Source organism: Mesorhizobium sp. M8A.F.Ca.ET.057.01.1.1, assembly GCF_003952565.1.
GTDB lineage: Bacteria > Pseudomonadota > Alphaproteobacteria > Rhizobiales > Rhizobiaceae > Mesorhizobium.
In genome coordinates, this window is sequence record NZ_CP034454.1 from 49185 (window position 1) to 67949 (window position 18765).

General features: G+C 64.3%; 18 protein-coding genes and 2 pseudogenes. 15 read left to right on the forward strand and 5 right to left on the reverse strand.

Features of this window, described 5'->3' with window-relative positions; genetic code table 11:
- The first annotated feature begins 5 nt into the window (after positions 1 to 5).
- Together EJ077_RS00255 and EJ077_RS00260 are read left to right on the forward strand one after the other, a co-directional pair.
- On the forward strand, positions 6 to 1388 hold the full coding sequence (locus EJ077_RS00255) for a glutamine synthetase family protein (RefSeq protein WP_208699062.1): 1383 nt from the start codon (positions 6 to 8) through the stop codon (positions 1386 to 1388).
- A gap of 2 nt (positions 1389 to 1390) precedes the next feature.
- On the forward strand, positions 1391 to 2689 hold the full coding sequence (locus EJ077_RS00260) for an NAD(P)/FAD-dependent oxidoreductase (protein ID WP_208699065.1): 1299 nt from the start codon (positions 1391 to 1393) through the stop codon (positions 2687 to 2689).
- A gap of 73 nt (positions 2690 to 2762) precedes the next feature.
- Here the strand turns inward: EJ077_RS00260 and EJ077_RS00265 are convergent, their stop codons facing one another.
- Positions 2763 to 3533 (reverse strand): IclR family transcriptional regulator domain-containing protein, encoded by a 771-nt coding sequence (locus tag EJ077_RS00265; RefSeq protein WP_208702876.1) that lies wholly within the window; start codon positions 3531 to 3533, stop codon positions 2763 to 2765.
- Positions 3534 to 3653: 120 nt separating this feature from the next.
- On the opposite strand from EJ077_RS00265, the gene EJ077_RS00270 reads away from it, so the two are divergent.
- From EJ077_RS00270 to EJ077_RS00300, 7 genes and pseudogenes are all read left to right on the forward strand, one after another.
- The gene (locus tag EJ077_RS00270; protein ID WP_208702877.1) at positions 3654 to 4511 is read left to right on the forward strand and encodes a CoA transferase subunit A; all 858 of its coding nucleotides are present in this window, start codon (positions 3654 to 3656) and stop codon (positions 4509 to 4511) included.
- A complete protein-coding gene (locus tag EJ077_RS00275) occupies positions 4508 to 5314 on the forward strand; it encodes a CoA-transferase subunit beta (RefSeq protein ID WP_208699067.1) in 807 nt (268 codons plus the stop codon). Before EJ077_RS00270 ends, EJ077_RS00275 begins: the two co-directional genes overlap by 4 nt.
- 1 nt (position 5315) lies before the next feature.
- Positions 5316 to 6521: a 3-oxoadipyl-CoA thiolase gene (gene pcaF, locus EJ077_RS00280; protein ID WP_208699069.1), complete on the forward strand. Its 1206-nt coding sequence runs from the start codon at positions 5316 to 5318 to the stop codon at positions 6519 to 6521.
- A gap of 153 nt (positions 6522 to 6674) precedes the next feature.
- The gene (locus tag EJ077_RS00285; protein ID WP_208699071.1) at positions 6675 to 7706 is read left to right on the forward strand and encodes a BMP family protein; all 1032 of its coding nucleotides are present in this window, start codon (positions 6675 to 6677) and stop codon (positions 7704 to 7706) included.
- A 243-nt stretch (positions 7707 to 7949) separates the two neighbouring features.
- Positions 7950 to 9152 (forward strand): annotated as a pseudogene (locus EJ077_RS00290) (ABC transporter ATP-binding protein); the annotation flags it as partial.
- Positions 9153 to 9439: 287 nt separating this feature from the next.
- On the forward strand, positions 9440 to 10495 hold the full coding sequence (locus EJ077_RS00295) for an ABC transporter permease (protein WP_208699077.1): 1056 nt from the start codon (positions 9440 to 9442) through the stop codon (positions 10493 to 10495).
- Complete coding sequence (locus EJ077_RS00300; protein WP_208699078.1) at positions 10492 to 11436, forward strand: ABC transporter permease; 945 nt, start codon at positions 10492 to 10494, stop codon at positions 11434 to 11436. The genes EJ077_RS00295 and EJ077_RS00300 overlap by 4 nt, the downstream gene beginning before the upstream one ends.
- 219 nt (positions 11437 to 11655) lie before the next feature.
- On the opposite strand, the gene EJ077_RS00305 is transcribed toward EJ077_RS00300, so the two are convergent.
- The gene (locus tag EJ077_RS00305; protein ID WP_208699080.1) at positions 11656 to 12423 is read right to left on the reverse strand and encodes an SDR family NAD(P)-dependent oxidoreductase; all 768 of its coding nucleotides are present in this window, start codon (positions 12421 to 12423) and stop codon (positions 11656 to 11658) included.
- 299 nt (positions 12424 to 12722) lie between these two features.
- Between EJ077_RS00305 and EJ077_RS00310 the strand changes: the two genes are divergently transcribed.
- The gene (locus tag EJ077_RS00310) at positions 12723 to 12878 is read left to right on the forward strand and encodes a hypothetical protein (protein ID WP_127279725.1); all 156 of its coding nucleotides are present in this window, start codon (positions 12723 to 12725) and stop codon (positions 12876 to 12878) included.
- 138 nt (positions 12879 to 13016) lie between these two features.
- On the forward strand, positions 13017 to 13958 hold the full coding sequence (locus EJ077_RS00315) for an LLM class flavin-dependent oxidoreductase (RefSeq protein ID WP_208699083.1): 942 nt from the start codon (positions 13017 to 13019) through the stop codon (positions 13956 to 13958).
- A gap of 6 nt (positions 13959 to 13964) precedes the next feature.
- Here EJ077_RS00315 and EJ077_RS00320 read toward each other — a convergent pair whose 3' ends face one another.
- Positions 13965 to 14651 (reverse strand): cysteine hydrolase family protein, encoded by a 687-nt coding sequence (locus EJ077_RS00320; RefSeq protein WP_208699086.1) that lies wholly within the window; start codon positions 14649 to 14651, stop codon positions 13965 to 13967.
- A 282-nt stretch (positions 14652 to 14933) separates the two neighbouring features.
- Between EJ077_RS00320 and EJ077_RS00325 the strand changes: the two are divergent.
- From EJ077_RS00325 to EJ077_RS00340, 4 genes and pseudogenes are all read left to right on the forward strand, one after another.
- A pseudogene (locus EJ077_RS00325) lies at positions 14934 to 15182 on the forward strand (ATP-binding cassette domain-containing protein); the annotation flags it as partial.
- A gap of 20 nt (positions 15183 to 15202) precedes the next feature.
- Entirely contained in the window at positions 15203 to 16021 is an 819-nt protein-coding gene (gene exbB, locus EJ077_RS00330; protein ID WP_208699089.1) for a tonB-system energizer ExbB, read from the forward strand.
- Positions 16022 to 16032: 11 nt separating this feature from the next.
- Positions 16033 to 16500, forward strand: a complete 468-nt coding sequence (gene exbD / locus EJ077_RS00335) for a TonB system transport protein ExbD (RefSeq protein WP_208699092.1) — start codon at positions 16033 to 16035, stop codon at positions 16498 to 16500.
- On the forward strand, positions 16497 to 17435 hold the full coding sequence (locus tag EJ077_RS00340; RefSeq protein WP_208699094.1) for a cell envelope integrity protein TolA: 939 nt from the start codon (positions 16497 to 16499) through the stop codon (positions 17433 to 17435). Before exbD ends, EJ077_RS00340 begins: the two co-directional genes overlap by 4 nt.
- Positions 17436 to 17450: 15 nt before the next feature.
- Here EJ077_RS00340 and EJ077_RS00345 read toward each other — a convergent pair whose 3' ends face one another.
- On the reverse strand, positions 17451 to 17702 hold the full coding sequence (locus EJ077_RS00345) for a hypothetical protein (protein WP_127277088.1): 252 nt from the start codon (positions 17700 to 17702) through the stop codon (positions 17451 to 17453).
- Positions 17703 to 18001: 299 nt separating this feature from the next.
- The gene (locus EJ077_RS00350) at positions 18002 to 18751 is read right to left on the reverse strand and encodes a helix-turn-helix domain-containing protein (RefSeq protein WP_208699097.1); all 750 of its coding nucleotides are present in this window, start codon (positions 18749 to 18751) and stop codon (positions 18002 to 18004) included.
- Positions 18752 to 18765 lie beyond the last annotated feature (14 nt).

Consider the following 18765-nt stretch of genomic DNA (forward strand, 5'->3'; position numbering starts at 1 on the left):
ACGAAATGCTTGATAAGAACACGAATACCGCAAACCTCTTCAATGGCAACGACCCCAAGGCCTGGCTCACGCAGCACGGCATCAACGAGGTCGAATGCCTGGTGCCCGACATGAACGGCGTGTTGCGCGGCAAGGCGCTGCCGACCGCCAAATTTCTCAAGGCGCTGGAAGACCGCGCGCTCTACCTGCCGAGCAGCGCCTTCCTGGTGAGCATCGACGGGCATTATTCCGGCTCGATCGACGAGGGTTTTGCCTATTCGGACCCCGACATGCGCATGGTGCCCGATGTCTCGACGCTGTGCCTGGCGCCGGGCGCCGGCTCGGGCAAGGCCTATGTCTTTGCCGACGCCTTTCATATGGACGGCAGGCCGTGGATGGCTTCGCCGCGTCATGTGCTGCGCGCCGTCCTCGATCTCTATCGCCAGCGCGGCTGGCGAGCGGTGGTCGCACCCGAGCTCGAATTCTACCTCACCGCGCCCAATCCCGATCCGGACAAGCCCCTGACCGCGCCGGTCGGAGCCAATGGCCGCGCCGAGGGTGTGCAGCATCCCTATGACATGGCGGCGCTCGAAGAATTCGAGCCGGTGATCCGGCGTATCTATGACTATTCAGCGGCGGCCGGACTGCCGCTCGACACGTTGATCCATGAATCGGGCACGGCGCAGCTCGAAATCAATCTGCTGCATGGCGATGCGCTGCCGCTGGCCGACCATGTGCTTTTGTTCAAGCGGTTTACGCGCCAGGCCGCGCAGCAATGCGGCATGCATGCGACCTTCATGGCCAAGCCGATCGCGGCCCAGGCGGGCAGTTCCATGCATCTGCACATGTCCGTCGTTGACGAGACCGGCAACGCGCTTTTCGCCGGCAGCGACGATGCCGACACCGGGATGTTCGGCCATTTCATCGGCGGCCTGCAGAAGTACATTCCCGAAATCATGCCCCTGTTCGCGCCCAACGTGAACTCTTTCCGCCGCATAAGGCCCAACCACAGCGCCCCGGCCAACATCGAGTGGTCGCATGACAACCGCTCCTGTGGGTTGCGCGTGCCGGCGGGCGGGCGCATGGCGCGGCGGGTGGAGAACCGGCTGCCGGGTGCGGATTCCAATCCCTATCTGGCGATCGCCGGTTCGCTGCTTGCCGGCTATCTCGGTGTCGAGCAGAAGCTGGCGCGCTCGGCCGAAGCGTCGGGCAACGCCTACAAGATCAAGAGCACGCTGCCGAAGACCATGGAGGAGGCACTCGATCGTTTCGAGGCTTGCGAGCCGGTAAGGGCATTGCTGGGCGAGGACTTCTTCCAGACCTATCTGCGCGTCAAGAGCGTCGAGCTCGACCTGTTCCAGAGCGTGGTGACGAGCTGGGAACGCGACCACCTCTTGCTGAAGGTGTAATCATGGCATCTTCAACGGGTTTCAATTCCGGTCTCGATATCGGCAAATCCTACTATGTCGCCACCGCCAATGCGGCGCCGGACCATCCGGCGCTTGTCGGCGATGCCGAGGCCGATCTGGTGGTGGTGGGTGGGGGCTGCACCGGCCTGTCCGCCGCCTTGCACGCCGCCGAGCGCGGCCTGAAGGTGGTGCTGCTCGAAGGCGGCAAGATCGGCTGGGGCGCGTCGGGCCGCAATGGCGGCCAGATGATCCCCGGCCTGCGCAAGGGCGCCAAGGGTCTGGTCAAGCTATACGGACCCGAGCGGGCGAAGGTGCTGTTCGACCTTGCCTTCGAAGCACGTGAGCTGGTGCTCGGCATCATCGAGCGCCATGCCATCGACTGCGACCTCAGGCTGACCGGCCATCTGGTCGGCGCGGTCAATGGCTCCGACCTCAGGGATCTGGAGGAAGAAGCCAAATGTCTCGAGAACGTGATGAAATTCCGCGACGTCGAGATCCTGTCGGCGACGGACGCGCGGGCCAAGGTCGACACGCCCTATCACGGCGCGATGTATGAGCCGCTCGGCGGCCACATGCATCCACTCAACTATACGCTCGGGCTTGCCCGCGCCGCTGTCGCGGCCGGCGTCACCATCCACGAGAATTCGGTGGCGGCGAAACTGGAGCGGGAGCCGTCGATCCGGGTCTCGACGGCAAAGGGATCGGTGCGGGCCAGACATGTGGTGCTGGCGGGCGACGCGCTGCTCAACGGGTTGGAGCCGCGCGTCAACAGCCGCATCATGCCGGTCGGCAATTACATCGTCGCCACCGAGCCGCTGGAAGGCGCCCGCAACGTCATCCCGGCCAATGTCGCGGTGTCCGACACACGCTTCGTCGTCAACTACTACCGCATGTCTGCGGACGGGCGGCTGTTGTTCGGCGGCGGCGAGCGCTACACGCCGTCGCCGCCGGCCGATATCGCCGGCTTCGTGCGGCCGCACATGGAAGGCACCTTCCCGCAACTCAAGGGATGCCGCATCGATCATGCCTGGGGCGGGCTGGTGTCGGTGACAACGTCGCGGCTGCCGCATGTCGGGCACTATGGCGAGGTCTATTTCGCGCACGGCTATTCCGGCAAGGGCGTCATCCTGTCGACGCTGTCGGGCAAGCTACTGGCCGAAGCGATTACTGGCGATGCGTCGCGGCTCGACCTGTTCTCGACGCTGACCCCGATGCCGTTCCCGGGCGGCACGGCGCTGCGCGGGCCGCTCTATGTGCTGGGCATGCTGTGGTATGCGATGCGGGATAGGATCAAGCATTGAGGGGCTAACGGTTGGATGCCTGGCAGGGCAGAGAGGGGTGCTGTCCCGCCGACATTTCGAAAATAGTGGCCCCTCAAACCACAAAGAAATCCTCGATACGCTGCCTGGCATCCAGCAGCGCCGGCAAGATCTCCCGTTCCATCTCCTCGACCGAAAACCGTGCCGACTGGGTCGAGACATTGATCGCCGCGACCGTGCGTCCAGACCTGTCGCGGATCGGCACGGCGATGGAGCGCAGGCCGAGTTCCAGCTCTTCGTCGACGATGGCGAAGCCATCCGTTCCAGCCCTGCCGATGGCCTTCGCCAGCAATGACCTGTCGGTGATTGTCTTTGGCGTCCGGCGTTCGATGGTTGCGCGGCTAAGGAATGCATCCAATTCCGCTGGCGTCAGCCCGGCGAGCAGCATCCGGCCCATCGAGGTGCAATAGGCGGGCAGCCTGGTGCCGACATCGAGCGAGACGCTCACGATACGGCGCCCGGGAATGCGGGCGACATAGACGACATCATCGCCCGACAGGATCGCCGCCGAGCAAGCTTCATTCAACTGCGCCGCCACCGCGCGCATGATTGGCGCGGCGAAGCTCCATAGCGAGCCGCCGCCGAGCCAGGTGCGAGCGACGGTCAGCAGACGCGGCGATAAAGAGAAAGCACGGCCTGATTGGGTCGCGTAGCCGGTAGCGACCAAGGTCAACAGGAAGCGGCGGGCGCCGGCGCGAGTCAGGCCGGCTGTCTCGGCCATTTCGGTCAGGGTCATGCCCGCGGGATGCCGGGCCAGGATTTCCATCACGGCAAGTCCGCGCCCGAGCGAGCCGACGTGATCACGGGAAACGGTCTCTTCGTCCATCTCATCTCCGGGCGACGACGCCCTCATCAGGATTGACTCCGCGTCATAGGGTAGCTTAATAAGTATCACATATAAAACAAATGTTCGCAATACGAACTTTTTGAGTTTGGAGCCTAGGTGATGGTCAAATTCCTGTCGCTCAAGCAAGCCGTCGCGGAGAACCTGAATAGTGGCGACTCCGTCGCCTTCGAAGGCTTCACCCATCTGATCCCGACAGCTGCCGCGCATGAGGCGATCCGCCAGGGGTTTCGCGACCTGACCCTGATCCGCATGACACCCGATCTGATCTACGACCAGATGATCGGCATGGGCATGGCGAAGAAAATCGTCTTCTCCTATGTCGGTAATCCCGGTGTCGGCCTGCTGCGGCGCGCCCGCGATGCGATCGAGAACGGCTTCCCCCGGTCGATCGAGATCGAGGAGCACAGCCATGCCGGCATGGCCAATGCCTATGAGGCGGGCGCGGCCGGCCTGCCTTGCGCGGTGTTCCGTGGCTATCGCGGCGCCGGGCTGGCCGCGGTCAATCCGAACATCAAATCGGTCACCTGTCCGTTCACCGGCGAGGTGCTGGCGGCCGTTCCGTCGATCCGGCCCGATGTCACCTTCATCCATGCGCAGAAGGCCGACAGACGAGGCAATGTGCTGGTCGAAGGCATTATCGGCATCCAGAAGGAGGCGGTGCTGGCGGCCAGGCGCGCCGTGGTGACGGTGGAGGAGGTGGTCGACAATTTCGACGATTTGCATCCGAACCTGACCGTGCTGCCGCGCTGGACCATCGCGGCGATCTCGGTGGTGCCGGGCGGTTCGCATCCGTCCTATGCGCATGGCTATTATGCGCGCGACAATGCCGCCTATCTCGAATGGGACGAGATCGCCGCCGACCGGGAAAAATTCCAAGCGTGGATGCAGGCCAACGTCATCGAAAGAACCGCCGACGATTTCGCGGGCCGCGTCGAGCATCTGAGGAAAGCGGCATGAGCGACAATCAGAACCCCTTGGGCTTTACCCCCAACGAGATGATGACGATCGCGGCCAGCCGGGCCCTGGGGAACGACGACGTCTGCTTCGTCGGCATCGGCGCGCCGTCCGCAGCCTGCAATGTGGCGCGGCTGACGCATGCGCCCGACATCACGCTGATCTATGAGAGCGGCACGATCGGTACGGCGCCCGACGTGCTGCCGCTGTCGATCGGCGACGGCGAATTGTGCGAGACCGCGGTCACCACCGTCGCGGTGCCGGAGATGTTCCGCTACTGGCTGCAGGGCGGCCGCATTTCGATCGGCTTTCTCGGTGCGGCGCAACTCGACAAGTTCGGCAACATCAACACCACCGTCATCGGCGACTATTTCCATCCCAAGACCAGGCTGCCCGGCGGTGGCGGCGCGCCGGAGATCGCGACTTCTTCGAAGGAAATCTACATCACCATGGCGCAGACCAAGCGCGGCATGGTCGAAAAGATCGACTTCTTCACCTCGTTCGGTCATGGCGGGGGCGGCGATCATCGCAGGCGGCTGGGCATCGATACCGCTGGCCCGACCTTGCTGATCACCGATCTCGCCATCTGGAAGCCGGATCCGGTCACCAAGGAATTCACCGTCGTCTCGCTGCATCCCGGCGTCACCCGCCAGCAGGTGCAGGAGAGCTGTGGCTGGGTGGTTAAGTTCGCCGAGGCGCTTGACGAAACGCCGGCACCAAGCGAACTCGAACTCAAGACATTGCGTGACCTGCAGGCCCGCACCAAGGCGGCGCATGAGGGGACCGGAAAAGGGAAAGCAGCCTGACATGGCCGAGGCCTATATTTGCGACTATATCCGCACGCCGATCGGCCGCTTCGGCGGTTCGCTGTCCTCGGTTCGCACCGACGACCTTGGCGCCATCCCGTTGAAGGCTTTGCTCGAGCGCAATCCCGGGATCGACTGGCAGGCGGTGGACGACGTCGTCTATGGCTGCGCCAACCAGGCCGGCGAGGACAACCGCAACGTGGCGCGCATGGCGCTGCTGCTGGCCGGCTTGCCGCAGGAGATTCCGGGCTCCACCGTCAACCGGCTGTGCGGCTCAGGCATGGACGCGCTGACCATCGCCGCGCGCGCCATCAAGGCCGGCGAGGCGGAACTGATGATCGCCGGCGGCGTCGAATCGATGAGCCGAGCGCCCTTCGTCATGCCGAAGGCCGATACGGCGTTCTCGCGCAATGCCGAGATTTACGACACCACCATCGGCTGGCGCTTCGTCAACCCGCTGATGAAGAAGCAGTACGGCGTCGATTCCATGCCGGAGACCGGCGAGAACGTCGCCGAGGATTTCGCCGTCTCACGCGCCGATCAGGATGCTTTCGCGGCACGCAGCCAGGACAAGGCGGTCGCGGCACAAGCCAATGGCCGGCTGGCGAAGGAGATCACCCCGGTGACGATCCCGCAGCGCAAGGGCGATGCAGTCGTCGTGTCGAAGGACGAGCATCCCCGCGCTGGCACCACGGTCGAAGCGCTGGCCAAACTGCCGACGCCGTTCCGGCAGGGCGGCACGGTGACGGCCGGCAATGCCTCCGGCGTCAATGACGGCGCGGCGGCGCTGGTCGTTGCTTCCGAGGCAGCGGTGAGGAAATACGGGCTGACGCCGATCGCGCGCATCCTTGGCGGCGCCGCCGCCGGGGTCGCGCCGCGCATCATGGGCATCGGTCCGGCGCCGGCGACTCGGAAGCTTTGCGCGCGGCTTGGCCTGACGCCAAAACAGTTCGATGTCATCGAACTCAACGAAGCCTTTGCCTCGCAAGGCATCGCCGTGCTGCGCCAGCTCGGCATCGCGGAAGATGCCAAACACGTCAATCCGAATGGCGGCGCCATCGCGCTCGGCCATCCCCTGGGCATGTCGGGTGCGCGCATCTCCGGCACGGCGGCGCTGGAGCTGCGCGAACGCGGCAGCCGCTATGCGCTGGCCACCATGTGCATCGGCGTCGGCCAGAGCATCGCCATCGCACTCGAAAGGGCCTAACGCCGGGCTCTCTCGGCTCGATAACACCATGGCGGGATTCGGCGCTTCGCCAAATTTGACCATGTGGACAAAAGTACGGACCCGTTCCATAGTTCCCCGTCTGATTTTTGGAACGGCCGGCTCGACACGGCTGTCGAACAGAGGGGCACTTCAATGGAAGACCGGAAGAACAAATCCCATTCGATGCGCGAAGGGCTGTCGCGACGCAACGTGCTGGAGCTGGGCGCGCTTGGCCTGGCGGCGGCGATGCTGCCTGGCTCGGCCTTCGCGGCGGGCAAGAAACTGAAGGTGGCGGCTATCTTCGCCACGCCGATCGAGGAACCCTGGGACAACCAGATCCATGTCGCCCTGCAGAAGGCCGAAAAGGAACTCGGCATCGAATACAAATGGTCTGAGAAGGTGCAGACTGCCGACTTCAGCCGCGTCATGCGCGAATATGCGCAGGGCGGGTACCAGCTGGTGCTGGGCGACGCCTTCGCCGCCGAGCGTGAATCGCGGCGCACGGCCAAGCAGTTCCCCAAGACCGCCTTTCTGTTCGGCTCCGGTGCGGGGCCGGCCGAACCCAATTTCGGCGTCTTCGACAACTGGATCCACGAGCCTGCTTATCTCTCCGGCATGATCGCCGGCAAGATGTCGAAGTCGGGTACGGTCGGCGCGGTGGCGGCGATGGGCATTCCGGAAGTGAACCGGCTGGTCAACGCCTTCTTCGCCGGCGCCAAGGAGGTCAACCCGAACGTCAAGAAGAAGGTCGCCTTCATCGGTTCCTTCTTCGACCCGCCCAAGGCGAAGGAAGCCGCGGTGGCGCAGATCGATGCCGGCGTCGACGTCATCTATGCCGAACGCTTCGGCGTCATCGAGGCGGCGGTCGAGAAGAAGATCCTCGCCATCTCCAACATGTCCGACCAGTCGAGCCTCGGCCCCGACACCGTCATCACCGGTCCGGTCTGGGACATGTACCCGACGGTCGAGCAAGCGATCAAGCTGGTCAAGGCCGGCGTCTACACGGCGCAGGACTACGGCGATTTCTCGCGCATGGCCAAGGGCGGCTCCTATCTCGCCCCCTTCCACAAGTTCGACAAGACGCTGCCCGTCGAGGTCAAGGATCTGGTCGAGAAGAAGAAGGTGGAGATTCTCGAAGGCAATTTCCGCGTGGATGTCGACGAGAACACGCCGGTTTCGGATTAGGTTTTGTTGCTTGAGAGGTCGGCGCCAGGCGCCCCCTCTCTGCCCTGCCGGGCATCTCCCCCTCAAGGGGGAGATCGGCAGTGTCGCGGATAGCGCCTTCTTAACAGCGCTGGAGATTGGCGAAGGCCGATGTGCCATCAATCTCCCCCTTGAGGGGGAGATGCCCGGCAGGGCCGAGAGGGGGCCTCGCGCTGCCCTCGGAATGCAAATTCAGGAGCACCCTTGCCCGCCCCACTCATCGAAATGCGCGGCATCACCAAGAGCTTCGGCGCCGTCAAGGCGAACGAGGCTGTGGATCTCAGCGTAGCGCCAGGAGAAATCCTCGGTTTGCTCGGCGAGAACGGCGCCGGCAAGACCACATTGATGAACGTGCTGTTCGGCGCTTATGCGCCGGATGCCGGCGAGATCCTGATCCAGGGCCGGCCGGTGCGGATCAGCAGCTCGGCCGACGCGCTGGCTGCTGGCATCGGCATGGTGCACCAGCATTTCCATCTGGCGCCACGGCTGACCGTGTTGGAAAACCTGCTCATCGGCATTCCAGGCAAATCGGGACGGATCGACCGCGCCGGCGGGCTGGCGCGGCTCGCCGAAATCAGCAGCCAGCACGGGCTGAGGCTCGACCCCAACCTGCCGGTCTCGGCACTGTCGGTCGGCGAGCAGCAGCGGCTCGAAATCGTCAAGGCGCTGTTTCGCGGCGCAAGGCTCTTGATCCTCGACGAGCCAACCGCGGTGCTGGCGCCGAGCGAGGTCGACGGGCTGTTTTCGGCACTGCGGTCGATGGCGGCGCAGGGGTTGGGCATCATCTTCATCTCGCACAAGCTCAACGAGGTGCGGGCGCTGACGCATCGCTGCACCGTGCTGCGGCATGGCCGCGTCGCCGGCCGTGTCGATGATCCGGCAAACACGACATCGGCCGCAATGGCGCAATTGATGTGCGGCCATGAAATCGTGCCGCCCGCGCGCGGGCCATCGACACCGGGCGCCGATGTCCTGACCCTCGACGGCATTTCGACCTCGCGGCATTCAGGCACCGCGTTGCGCGATGTGTCGCTTGTGGTTCGTGCTGGCGAGATTCTCGGCATTGCAGGAGTCTCGGGCAATGGCCAGCGAGCGCTGGCGGAGGTGATCTCGGGCGTGCGCGCGCCCGACAGCGGTCAAATGACGATAGCCGGCAAACAGGTCGTGCACTTCTCGCCGCGCGAGGTGCAGGCGCTGGGCCTTGGCCGCATCCCGGAAGACCGCATGACGACGGGGCTGGTCACCAATCTGCCACTCGCCGATTCGATGGTGCTGCCGCGCATCGGCACATCAGCCTTCTCCGGCAGGGGCCTGCTCAAGCCGGATGCGATCCGCGCTTTCGCCGAGGCGCAGATCAAGGCCTATGATATCAGATGCCCCGGGCCGATGACGCGGGCCGGCGCGCTGTCCGGCGGCAATCTGCAGAAGGCGCTGCTGGCGCGCGAGCTTGCCTTTGACCCAAAGGTTCTGATCGTCTCGCAGCCGACGCGCGGCCTCGACATTGGTGCGGCCCGTTTCATCCACGAAAAATTCCTCGACATGCGCGCCAAGGGCTGCGGCATCATCGTCATCGGCGAGGATCTGGAGGAGTTGCTGGTGCTCTGCGATCGCATCGCGGTGATGTATGAGGGCCGCATCGCCGGCACGCTCGACAGCGCCGATGCGAGTGTTGCGCGGCTCGGCCTGCTGATGACCGGCGCGGAGGGCCACGGCTGATGTTTCGCCTGGAAGCTCGTACCTCCACACCCGCTTGGTTCAACCTCACTTTGCCGCTGCTGGCGATCGGCGCCACGCTCGTCCTGTGCAGCGGCCTGATCGCGCTCGCCGGCGCCGGCGTGCTCGAATCCTACGGCGTCATGTTCACGGCCTCGCTCGGCGACAGCTATGCCATCACCGAGACGCTGGTGCGCGCGGCTCCGATGGTCTTCACCGGGCTGGCGGTCGCCGTCGCCTTCCGGGCCAAGTTTTGGAACATCGGCGCCGAGGGGCAATTGCTGGCCGGCGCGGTGGCCAGTTGCTTCGTCGGCGCGATCCCGATGCCGGGGCCACTGGCCATGCTGCTGATGGCAATCGCCGGTGCTGCTGCCGGTGCGGCGGTGGCGCTCGTCCCCGCGGCGCTACGGGTCAAATTCAAGGTCGACGATGTCGTCAGTTCGCTGCTCCTCAACTCGGTCATCTACTACGCGCTGATGGCGCTGATCGAAGGGCCGTGGAAGGATAGCTTCAGCGGCTACCCGATCTCGCCGCCGATCGAGGATTCGGCCAACTTTCCGGTGTTGATCGAAGGTACGCGGCTGCATCTCGGCGTCATCGTGGCGCTGGTCGCGGCACCGCTGATCTGGTTCCTGATCGTGCGCACGACGCTGGGTTTCCGCATCAGGGTCACGGGCGAAAACCCGGAAGCGGCCCGATATGGCGGCATCCATGTCGAGCGGGTGCTGATCTCGACGGCATTGCTTTCCGGCGCGCTGGCCGGACTTGCCGGCGTCGGCGAGGTCGGCGGCGTGCATTTCCAGGTGATGAGCGATATTTCGCCGGGCTACGGCTATTCCGGCATCGTCGTCGCCATGCTGGCGCGGCTCAACCCGCTCGGCGTGATGCCGGCGGCGATCTTCCTTGCCGCCGTGATGACCGGTGCCGAGGCGATGTCGCGCGCGACCGGCGTGCCGGCGTTCCTCAGCGATGTCATCCAAGGCACGGCACTGCTCGCCATGCTGGTCGCGCTGCTGTTCACCGCCTATCGCATCCGCCGCGTCGGGGTTGCCCGATGAGCGCCGTGCTGGAACAGATTTTTCAGGTCGGCTTTCTCGCCGCCATCATCCGCATCGCCACGCCGCTGGCCTTTGCCACGCTCGGCGAAATGTTCTCCGAACGGGCCGGCGTGCTCAATCTCGGCATCGAAGGCATCATGCTGCTTTGCGCCATGACCGGCTTCACCGCCACCAGCCTCAGCGGCAGCCTGTGGCTTGGCGTGCTGGTGGCGGTGCTGACCGGCATGCTGATGGGCGCGCTGCATGCGCTGTTCACCGTGGCGCTCGGCCTCAGCCAGCATGTCTGCGGCATCGGCGTCACGCTGTTCTCATCGGGGCTTGCCTATTTCCTCTACCGGCTGACCTTCGGCCAGCAATCGGTCCCGCCAAGCATCAAGGGTTTTCAGACGCTGCCGATCCCGGTTCTGTCCGATATTCCCGTGCTCGGGCCGGCGGTGTTCAACCAGTTTGCACTGGTCTACATGGCGATCCTGGCCATCCCGCTCGCCGCCTTCGTGCTCTACCGCACGCCATGGGGCCTGTCGGTGCGCATGGTCGGCGAGAACCCGCGTGCCGCCGATTCGGCCGGCGTCAGCGTCATCGCCACGCGCTTCCAGGCCGTCATCCTTGGCGGTGCACTGATGGGGCTAGCCGGCGCCTTCCTGTCGATGGCGCAGTTCAACGCCTTCACCTTCGGCGTTGTGTCCGGACGCGGCTGGGTGGCAATCGCGCTGGTCGTGTTCGGCCGCTGGGATCCATGGCGCTCGGCAGGGGCCGCGCTGCTGTTCGCCTTCGTCGATGCGCTCCAGCTGCGCATGCAAGCGAGCGGACTCGGGCACATTCCTTACGAGGCGTTCCTGATGCTGCCCTTCATCTTTACGATTGTCGCCATGGCGCTCATGTCGCGCAACGCGGTGGCACCCTCGGCGCTGCTGAAGCCGTTTCGACGAGAGGAGCGATAGGGCCTGGCGACCTTTCCTCTCCCTCCGGAGGGGAGAGGTGGCTCGGCGAAGCCGAGACGGAGTGGGGAACCACCTGGCAAGCGTCACCAACGGATATTCGAGGGAGATGAGGCGCAAGAGTCTCGTGGATCGCGCCAAGGGTCGACCCCCACTCCGTCGAGCTTCGCTCGACACCTCTCCCCAGATCGACGGGGAGAGGAAGGGCGCCAAGCTGTCGTCTCACATCGCCGTAAAACCATTATCCACGAACAGATGCGTGCCGTTGACGAAGCTGGACTCGTCGCTGGCCAGATAAAGCGCTGCCTTCGCCACCTCGTCGGGCTCGCCGATGCGGCCCTGCTGCGCGGCCAGTGCGTCGTCGGACACATCGACGCCAAGCTTGCCGAGGTCGGCGACCTCGCGCAGGCCGTGCGGCGTCCGGATAAAGCCGGGGCAGACCGCGTTGCAGCGGATGTTGCGGTCGCGGAATTCCACCGCGATGGCGCGCGCGAACATGTGGCAGGCGCCCTTGGTGGTGTCGTAGAGCACTTCGTTCGGCGTCGCGGCCACCGCCGAGATCGACGAGGTGCAGACGATCGATCCGCCGCCCGCCGCGATCATGCCGGGCAGCACGGCGCGCGTCATCAGGAACATCGAGCGCACATTGACGGCATGCAGCCAGTCCCATTCCTGCAGCGTTGTCTCCAGGAATGGCTTTATCACGATGGTGCCGGCATGGTTGAACAGCACGGTGACGGGTCCGAGTTTTTCCGTTGCGCCCTTCACCGCCGCCTCGACCAGCCCCTCGTCGGAAACGTCGGCGACAAAGTGCTCCGCGACATGGCCACGCGCGCGGATCGCGGCCGCGGTTGCCGCGGCTGCTTCACCGTTGCGGTCGATGATCGCCACCTTGGCGCCTTCGGCAGCGAACAGTTCCGAAGCCGCGCCGCCCATTCCCGTCGCGCCGCCCGAAATGATGGCAACCTTGCCGGCCAGTCTTGCGCCCATTTTCTGCTCCCAACGTTCTTTTTGAATGATTTCATGTTGCCGCTGGCGGCCATGCTATCCTTCCTGCATCGGGTGGCCAATGCATGAAATAGGTGCAGCGTCAACAAGCACATAGGCCCATTCAAAGCGTGTGGAGCGATGCCGCCCTGCTATCTCCGTCGATCGCTCAGATCGGCTTAAACAGCAATTTCACACCAATTTCTGGCGATTGATGAGAAAATAATTCTGCCAATGACCGAAAAATAGCAATCGACAAAGTCTACAAGTTTTATAGATTAACCAGCGAGACGGAGGTCGATATGTCCTATATCCAGAACGCCCAGACCGACAGCAGCGGCCAGAGGCTGGCCAACGCCCAGGGCTTTCGCCCGGCCTATGCCGGCGCTTTCGCCTATCTCGTCTTTGCCCTTGCGTTCGTGTTCACCGGGGCCGTCGTGCTGGGCCTTATTCCCTAAGGCACCGGATCGGCAGGGGCTGTTGCCCCACAGCTTTCAGGCAATCGGAGTTGAATGAACCGGATCCCGGAGCGCTTTGGCGCGCCTGAGGGTTCGCATTTCACAGCATCAGTGATTCCAGTGATGGAGGAGATGACAATGCCGATCGAATTCACGCATGTTCCCGGCAAGACCGCCGACGCGACGGTTCCCTTTTTCTATGACTTCGCAGAGACCGCGACCAAACTCGGGCTGATCGAGGACGGTGGTTTCCAGAAGATCGTCGTCGACGATTCGGCCGGACTGCTGACCAACATGGATCTTGCCGCCCAGGTGCTCAACCGCACCGCTTCGTTGGAAGTGGTGCTCACCCATTGGGCCGGCGTGATCGAACCGACGGTGGCTGCCCGCCAGTTGGCGTCTATCGACAGGGGGAGCGGCGGACGGCTGGCCCTCAGGATGATCAGCGAGCCGTTGAACGACGACGATGCCGAGACACTGCCGGTCGGACATGGCGTCGTCTGGCAGCGCATCGACGAATATCTGGTGCTGTTGAAGCGGCTGTGGTCGAACGACCGGCCCTTCGACCACGAGGGCGCGTTCTACAGCATCAAGGGCGGTTATGTGCCGCGCAAGGGTCCGCATGGCGCCGACCTCGTGATCCGCATGGGCGGGCAATCCGGAACGGCGCTGAAGGTGGCAGGCCGGCATGCCGATGTCTTCGAACTGGCGCCGGGTCCGATCGACGACATCAGGCAATTGATGGAGCGGGCGCGTGGCGCCGCGGCCGAACATGGCCGCGCCGGCAAACTGCGCTTCGCGCTTCCGGTCAGGATCCACCAAGGGTTTTCCGCCACCGGCCAAAAGACGGTCGACCTCTCCGGGCCTCCGGCCCAGGTCGCGCTGTCGCTGCTTGCCTATGCGGCTCTCGGCATTGATGAATTCATGATCGTCGGCGTCGACACGCCACGCGAGATCGCGACGGCTGGCCGGGAAACGATCGCGTTGCTGCGCAACTCCCTGGCGCGCCGGGAGGCTAACGAATTCCACCACGGAGCTTATGCGCCTGGCGCAGGGCTGGAGACGCGAGCAGCGGGCTGAGGCCCATCAATCTTCTGTTGCTTGATGTCTGCCGCCAAGCCGCGACAGGCCATTGATGACGGCGTCCGAATCGGCCAGCACGCCGAAGACGCCGTCCTCGACCGTCACCATGTGCAACGCCGCTTCATGCGCCTTTTGATCACCGCTGGCGCACGCGTCCGAAATGGTCAGGCATTGGAAATTGCGGTCACAGGCCTCGCGCAGCGTGGTGTGAACGCAGACATCGGTCGTGCATCCGGAAAACATCAGATGCGTGATGCCTCGCGCGCGCAGCACGAGCTCGAAATCCGTATAGGTGAAGGCGCTGTTGCAGGTCTTGTCGACGATGATGTCGTGCGGTGCGACATCGATCTCCGGAACGATCTGGAACCCCGCGCCCGAGCGCAGCAGGACGTCGGTGCCGTCGAGACCGGCGCGCTTGCGGCGCCATTTCTCATAGGGCGTCATGTCGGCCATGTCGGCGCGGTAACCCTGCCTGGTGTGGACGATGGTGAGCCCGGCCCTGCGCGCGGCCCCGATCAGGCGGTTCACCGTGGGCAGGATCGCCCGCAGCGGCGAGGGGTCATATCCCTTCCTGGCGAAATAGCCCGATGTCGACAGGAAATCCTGTTGCAGGTCGATGACGATCAAGGCGGTGTTTTCGGCCACCAGCCTGCCATCATAAGGGTAGTCGAAGGGTATTGCCTTGATCATCCGGAACTCCTTGCGGCCGGATCACTCTAGCGAGTTCGCACCGATGCCGCGACACGGGATGTCCGGCATTCGCCGGCGCGGATCGGGCGAATGACAGCCCGCAATCGGCAACAATGCCACCGGGCGCCGCGGCGCTTCAGGTTTTTGGTCGGACATCTCCGAGACTTGTTGAGTGCCGTTGTCATCTTCAATCTTGACTAGTAAGTTCATGTTTTATAGTCAATCCGGGCGTCTGCCTGCCGTAGCCAGGATTGGAAAACGGCGCCGCGCTGGAGAAACGCCATGGCCGGGGCCGAAGCCGATACCCAGACCGCTTTCGACATCCATGCCGTGCGTTTTGCCTTCGGCGAGCGGACATTGCTCGGTCCGGTCTCGCTCGAATTGCGGCGGGCGCGCGTCTATGGACTGATCGGCCATAACGGTTCGGGCAAGTCGACGCGGATCAAGCTTCTGGCGCGCCAGCAGCCGGCGAGCTCCGGCGCCATTACCTTCGCCAGACGGCCGCTGCCGCAATGGGGTGCGCGCGAGCTGTGAGAACAAGGAAGAAACTCGTGTCGAGACATGGTTTGTTGGCGGCGTTGGTCGCATCGGTGATCCTGACGAGCGGCGCGGTGGCCCAAGAGCAACCGGCCGGGCCGGCACTTGCGGGGACGATGGAGCTGAACCTGCCGCACGACCTGTCGCCATGGGGCATGTTCATGGCCGCCGACACCGTCGTGAAGGCCGTGATGATCGGATTGGCGTTTGCGTCGCTCGTCACCTGGACGATATGGCTGGCCAAATCGCTGGAAATTTTCGGCGGCAAGCTGCGTGTCCGCCATGCCGTCCGCGCGATCGGCGATGCCGCGACGTTGAAGCAGGCGTGCCGTGCGCTCGACCGCAGTGGCGGCCCCGGCGCGCTCCTGGTGCGGGCCGCCGAGGAAGAGACCGCGCTTTCGGCCGGCGCGCTCGACCATGTCGGCGGGGACGGGCTGAAGGAACGGGTCACCTCGCGCCTGTCGCGCATCGAGGCGGCGGCGTCGCGGCGCATGTCGCGCGGCACCGGCCTGCTGGCGACGATAGGGTCCACCGCGCCTTTCGTCGGCCTGTTCGGCACCGTCTGGGGCATCATGAACGCCTTCATCGGCATTTCGCAGGCGCAGACCACCAATCTCGCCGTGGTGGCGCCGGGCATCGCAGAGGCGCTGCTGGCCACCGCGATGGGACTGGTCGCGGCAATTCCCGCCGTCGTCATCTACAATGTCTTTGCCCGCTCGATAGCCGGCTACCGGCAGATCCTGGCCGACGCCTCGGCGGGCGTCGAACGGCTGGTCAGCCGCGACCTCGATTTCCGCACCGTCGCACCCGCGGCGGTGCTGGCGGCCGAGTAAAGGAGCAGCCCATGGGAAGCAGAATCCGACAAGCCATGGACGACGATATCGAGGAGAGCCACGAGATCAATGTCACGCCGTTCATCGATGTCATCCTGGTGCTCCTGATCATCTTCATGGTCGCCGCGCCGTTGGCGACGGTGGATGTCAATGTCGACCTGCCCGGCTCGACCGCGACGCCGGCGCCGCGGCCAGAGACGCCGCTTTTCCTGACATTGAAGGATGATCTCACGCTCGCGATCGGCAACGACACCGTGCCGCGCCCGGCTTTTGCCGCCACGCTCGACAGCCGCGCCAAGGGCGACAAGCAGACGCGAATCTTCCTGCGAGCCGACAAGGCGGTGGCCTATGGCGACCTGATGGAGGCGATGAACCTGCTGCGCGCCGCCGGCTATCTGAAGATTGCCCTGGTCGGCCTGGAGGCCGCGCCCGCCGGTGATGCCGCCGCACCGGTGCCAAGCGGGACGGCTGCCCCATGACACGATCGGCTGCCTCGCCAACGATGGTGCTGTCGCGCTTCGGCTGGCGTGACCTTGGCCTGTGGGCATGTGCGGCCGTGCTGATGCTGGGGGCGCATGTCGCGGTCGCTTATACCGTGCAGAATTTCAGTCCAGTCGAACCGTCGGATGGCGAGCCGCCGCCGGCGCCGGTGATCGAGATGGCGCCGATGATGATGACGCCGGCGGTACCCGAACAGGCGGCGACGCTCGATGCGGCGATTCCCGACCAGACCGAGCCGGTCGAGGAGACGGAGAAGACTGCCGAGGCCGAGCCCGAGAAGGTGGTCGAGCAAGCCGAACCTGCCGCCGAGCCGGAGACGGTGCCGCCGGACGAACCCATGGAGATGATGGAGGTCGAACCGGTCGTCCAGCCGCCCTTGGACGAGGTCGTCCCCGATATTGTCGAGACCGTCGCGCCGGAGGTTGTCGTCCCGCCGCCGCGGTCAAAGCCGGCCGAAAGACGCAAGGAAAAGAAGCCGGCCGAAGCCAAGGTCAAAAAGCCTGCCGAAAAGTTCAAGCCAAGGCCGAGGAAGGAAAAGCCGCCGAAGACGGCAAGTGCCGCGAGCGCCGAAGCCCGGCCCGCCGCCAAGGCAGCGGCGCCGAGGTCGGCGGCCGGGTTTTCGGGTGTCAGCCCGGCCAAATGGGAATCGCGGCTGACGGCGTGGATCAATCGCCATAAGCGCTACCCGAGTGCCGCGAAATCCCGTCGCGCGCAAGGCAATGTGAATGTGACTTTCACCATGGACCCGTCCGGCCGGGTGCTGTCGGCGCGGGTCGTGCGTTCGTCCGGTGATGCCGAGCTCGACCGCGCAGCGCTCGCGGTGCTGCAGGGCGCCTCCGTGCCGGCGCCGCCGCCGGAACTCGGCTCGCGCGTCAGCCGTACGGCGCCATTCGTGTTCAGTTTGCGGGACTAGCGCCGCCCCGTCGCGCTACGCTGTTCTTGGCTGAGCGTGGTTGTCTTTCGCATGTGCCTTGGGGTGCATCGGGTTGCCGCTGAGCTGCGCATGTCTGGCCGGGCGTGCGCCGCGCAAGACATCGAAGGCCTCGGCATAGGCCATGCCGAGCAGATAGGAGATCATGGGAAAACGGCTTGCTTCGGCCATCTGCACCAGTTCGTTGGTCATCGTCGCGATATATTGCAGACTATCGAGCTCTGACTGACGTAGTGACTGATTTGACACCTGCTGCTCCTGTCATCGGATGGAACTCTAGGAATGCGTATGGGCTACACTGGACATGTCGAGTCGGCCAATTGATGGTCGAGCCCGCCGAATGCGAGCCAAAGTTCGGACCCGCGAGAAGAAAGGTAAGGTCCGAAGAGTTAATGCTTTGTTAAAATTGTAGTAAATCAAATATGATCTAAAATATCTTTCCTAGCTGTAAAGTCTAAAAAAATCGATTTTACTCAGATATGGAGTAGGCAATCGCTAGCATACGCTTTTTCGGGATATTCTTGTTCTTATTTAGCGTAAGCAAGCGGCTAATCCAGCCCGTCCCGGGCAAGGCTGACGACGAGCTGATCGACGCCGGGATCATCGAGCCTGACGACATGCGCCATGCGGATCGCATGCCTGGGCGGGATATTGGACATGTCCTGCCGCATGATCACCGACACGAATGCCGGCCCGGTTTCGGTCAGAAGCATGGCCTTGCCTCTCAGCACCGGTTCGGAGATAGGCGCCCATTGCACCGAGATCAGCGATGGTTCGCCTGTCTGGCGGCGGTTGACGCCGCTGAAATAGATCCAGTTGAGGCGCGAGATCGCCACACCGTAATAGTTGCCGCGCGCTCGCGCCCATGTCGAGCCGCGGCGCTCCGACCATCCGGTGACCCGGCGGAATGTGACCAGTTCGGCCTCGCGACGCACGAAAGTCACCGACCGCATCAGGAGGTCGGCGCGGGTCGGGATCGAAAAATAGGTGAAATAGGTGCCGCCCGCGATCGACGGGGCGGGCGGGCGGATCATCTGCGTGAACAGGCTTTCGGAAATCGGCGGCAGGCCGGGAGCCGTGGGCTCGGGGGTGCCGGGGTCCCGGTACAGTTCGGCCTCGCCGATTCGGAAGTAGTCGCAGATCAGCTTGGCGGTGGCCTTGTTGGGGACGGTCTGCCCTTGCAGGTAACGCTCGAACTGCGTGCGGTTGATGCCCAGTTCGCGGCACACCGCGCTGACGGAAGCATGGTCCTTGCAGAGCCGCCTGAGATTTGCAGCGAGATTGTCGCGAATGGACACTTTTTTGCTTCCGC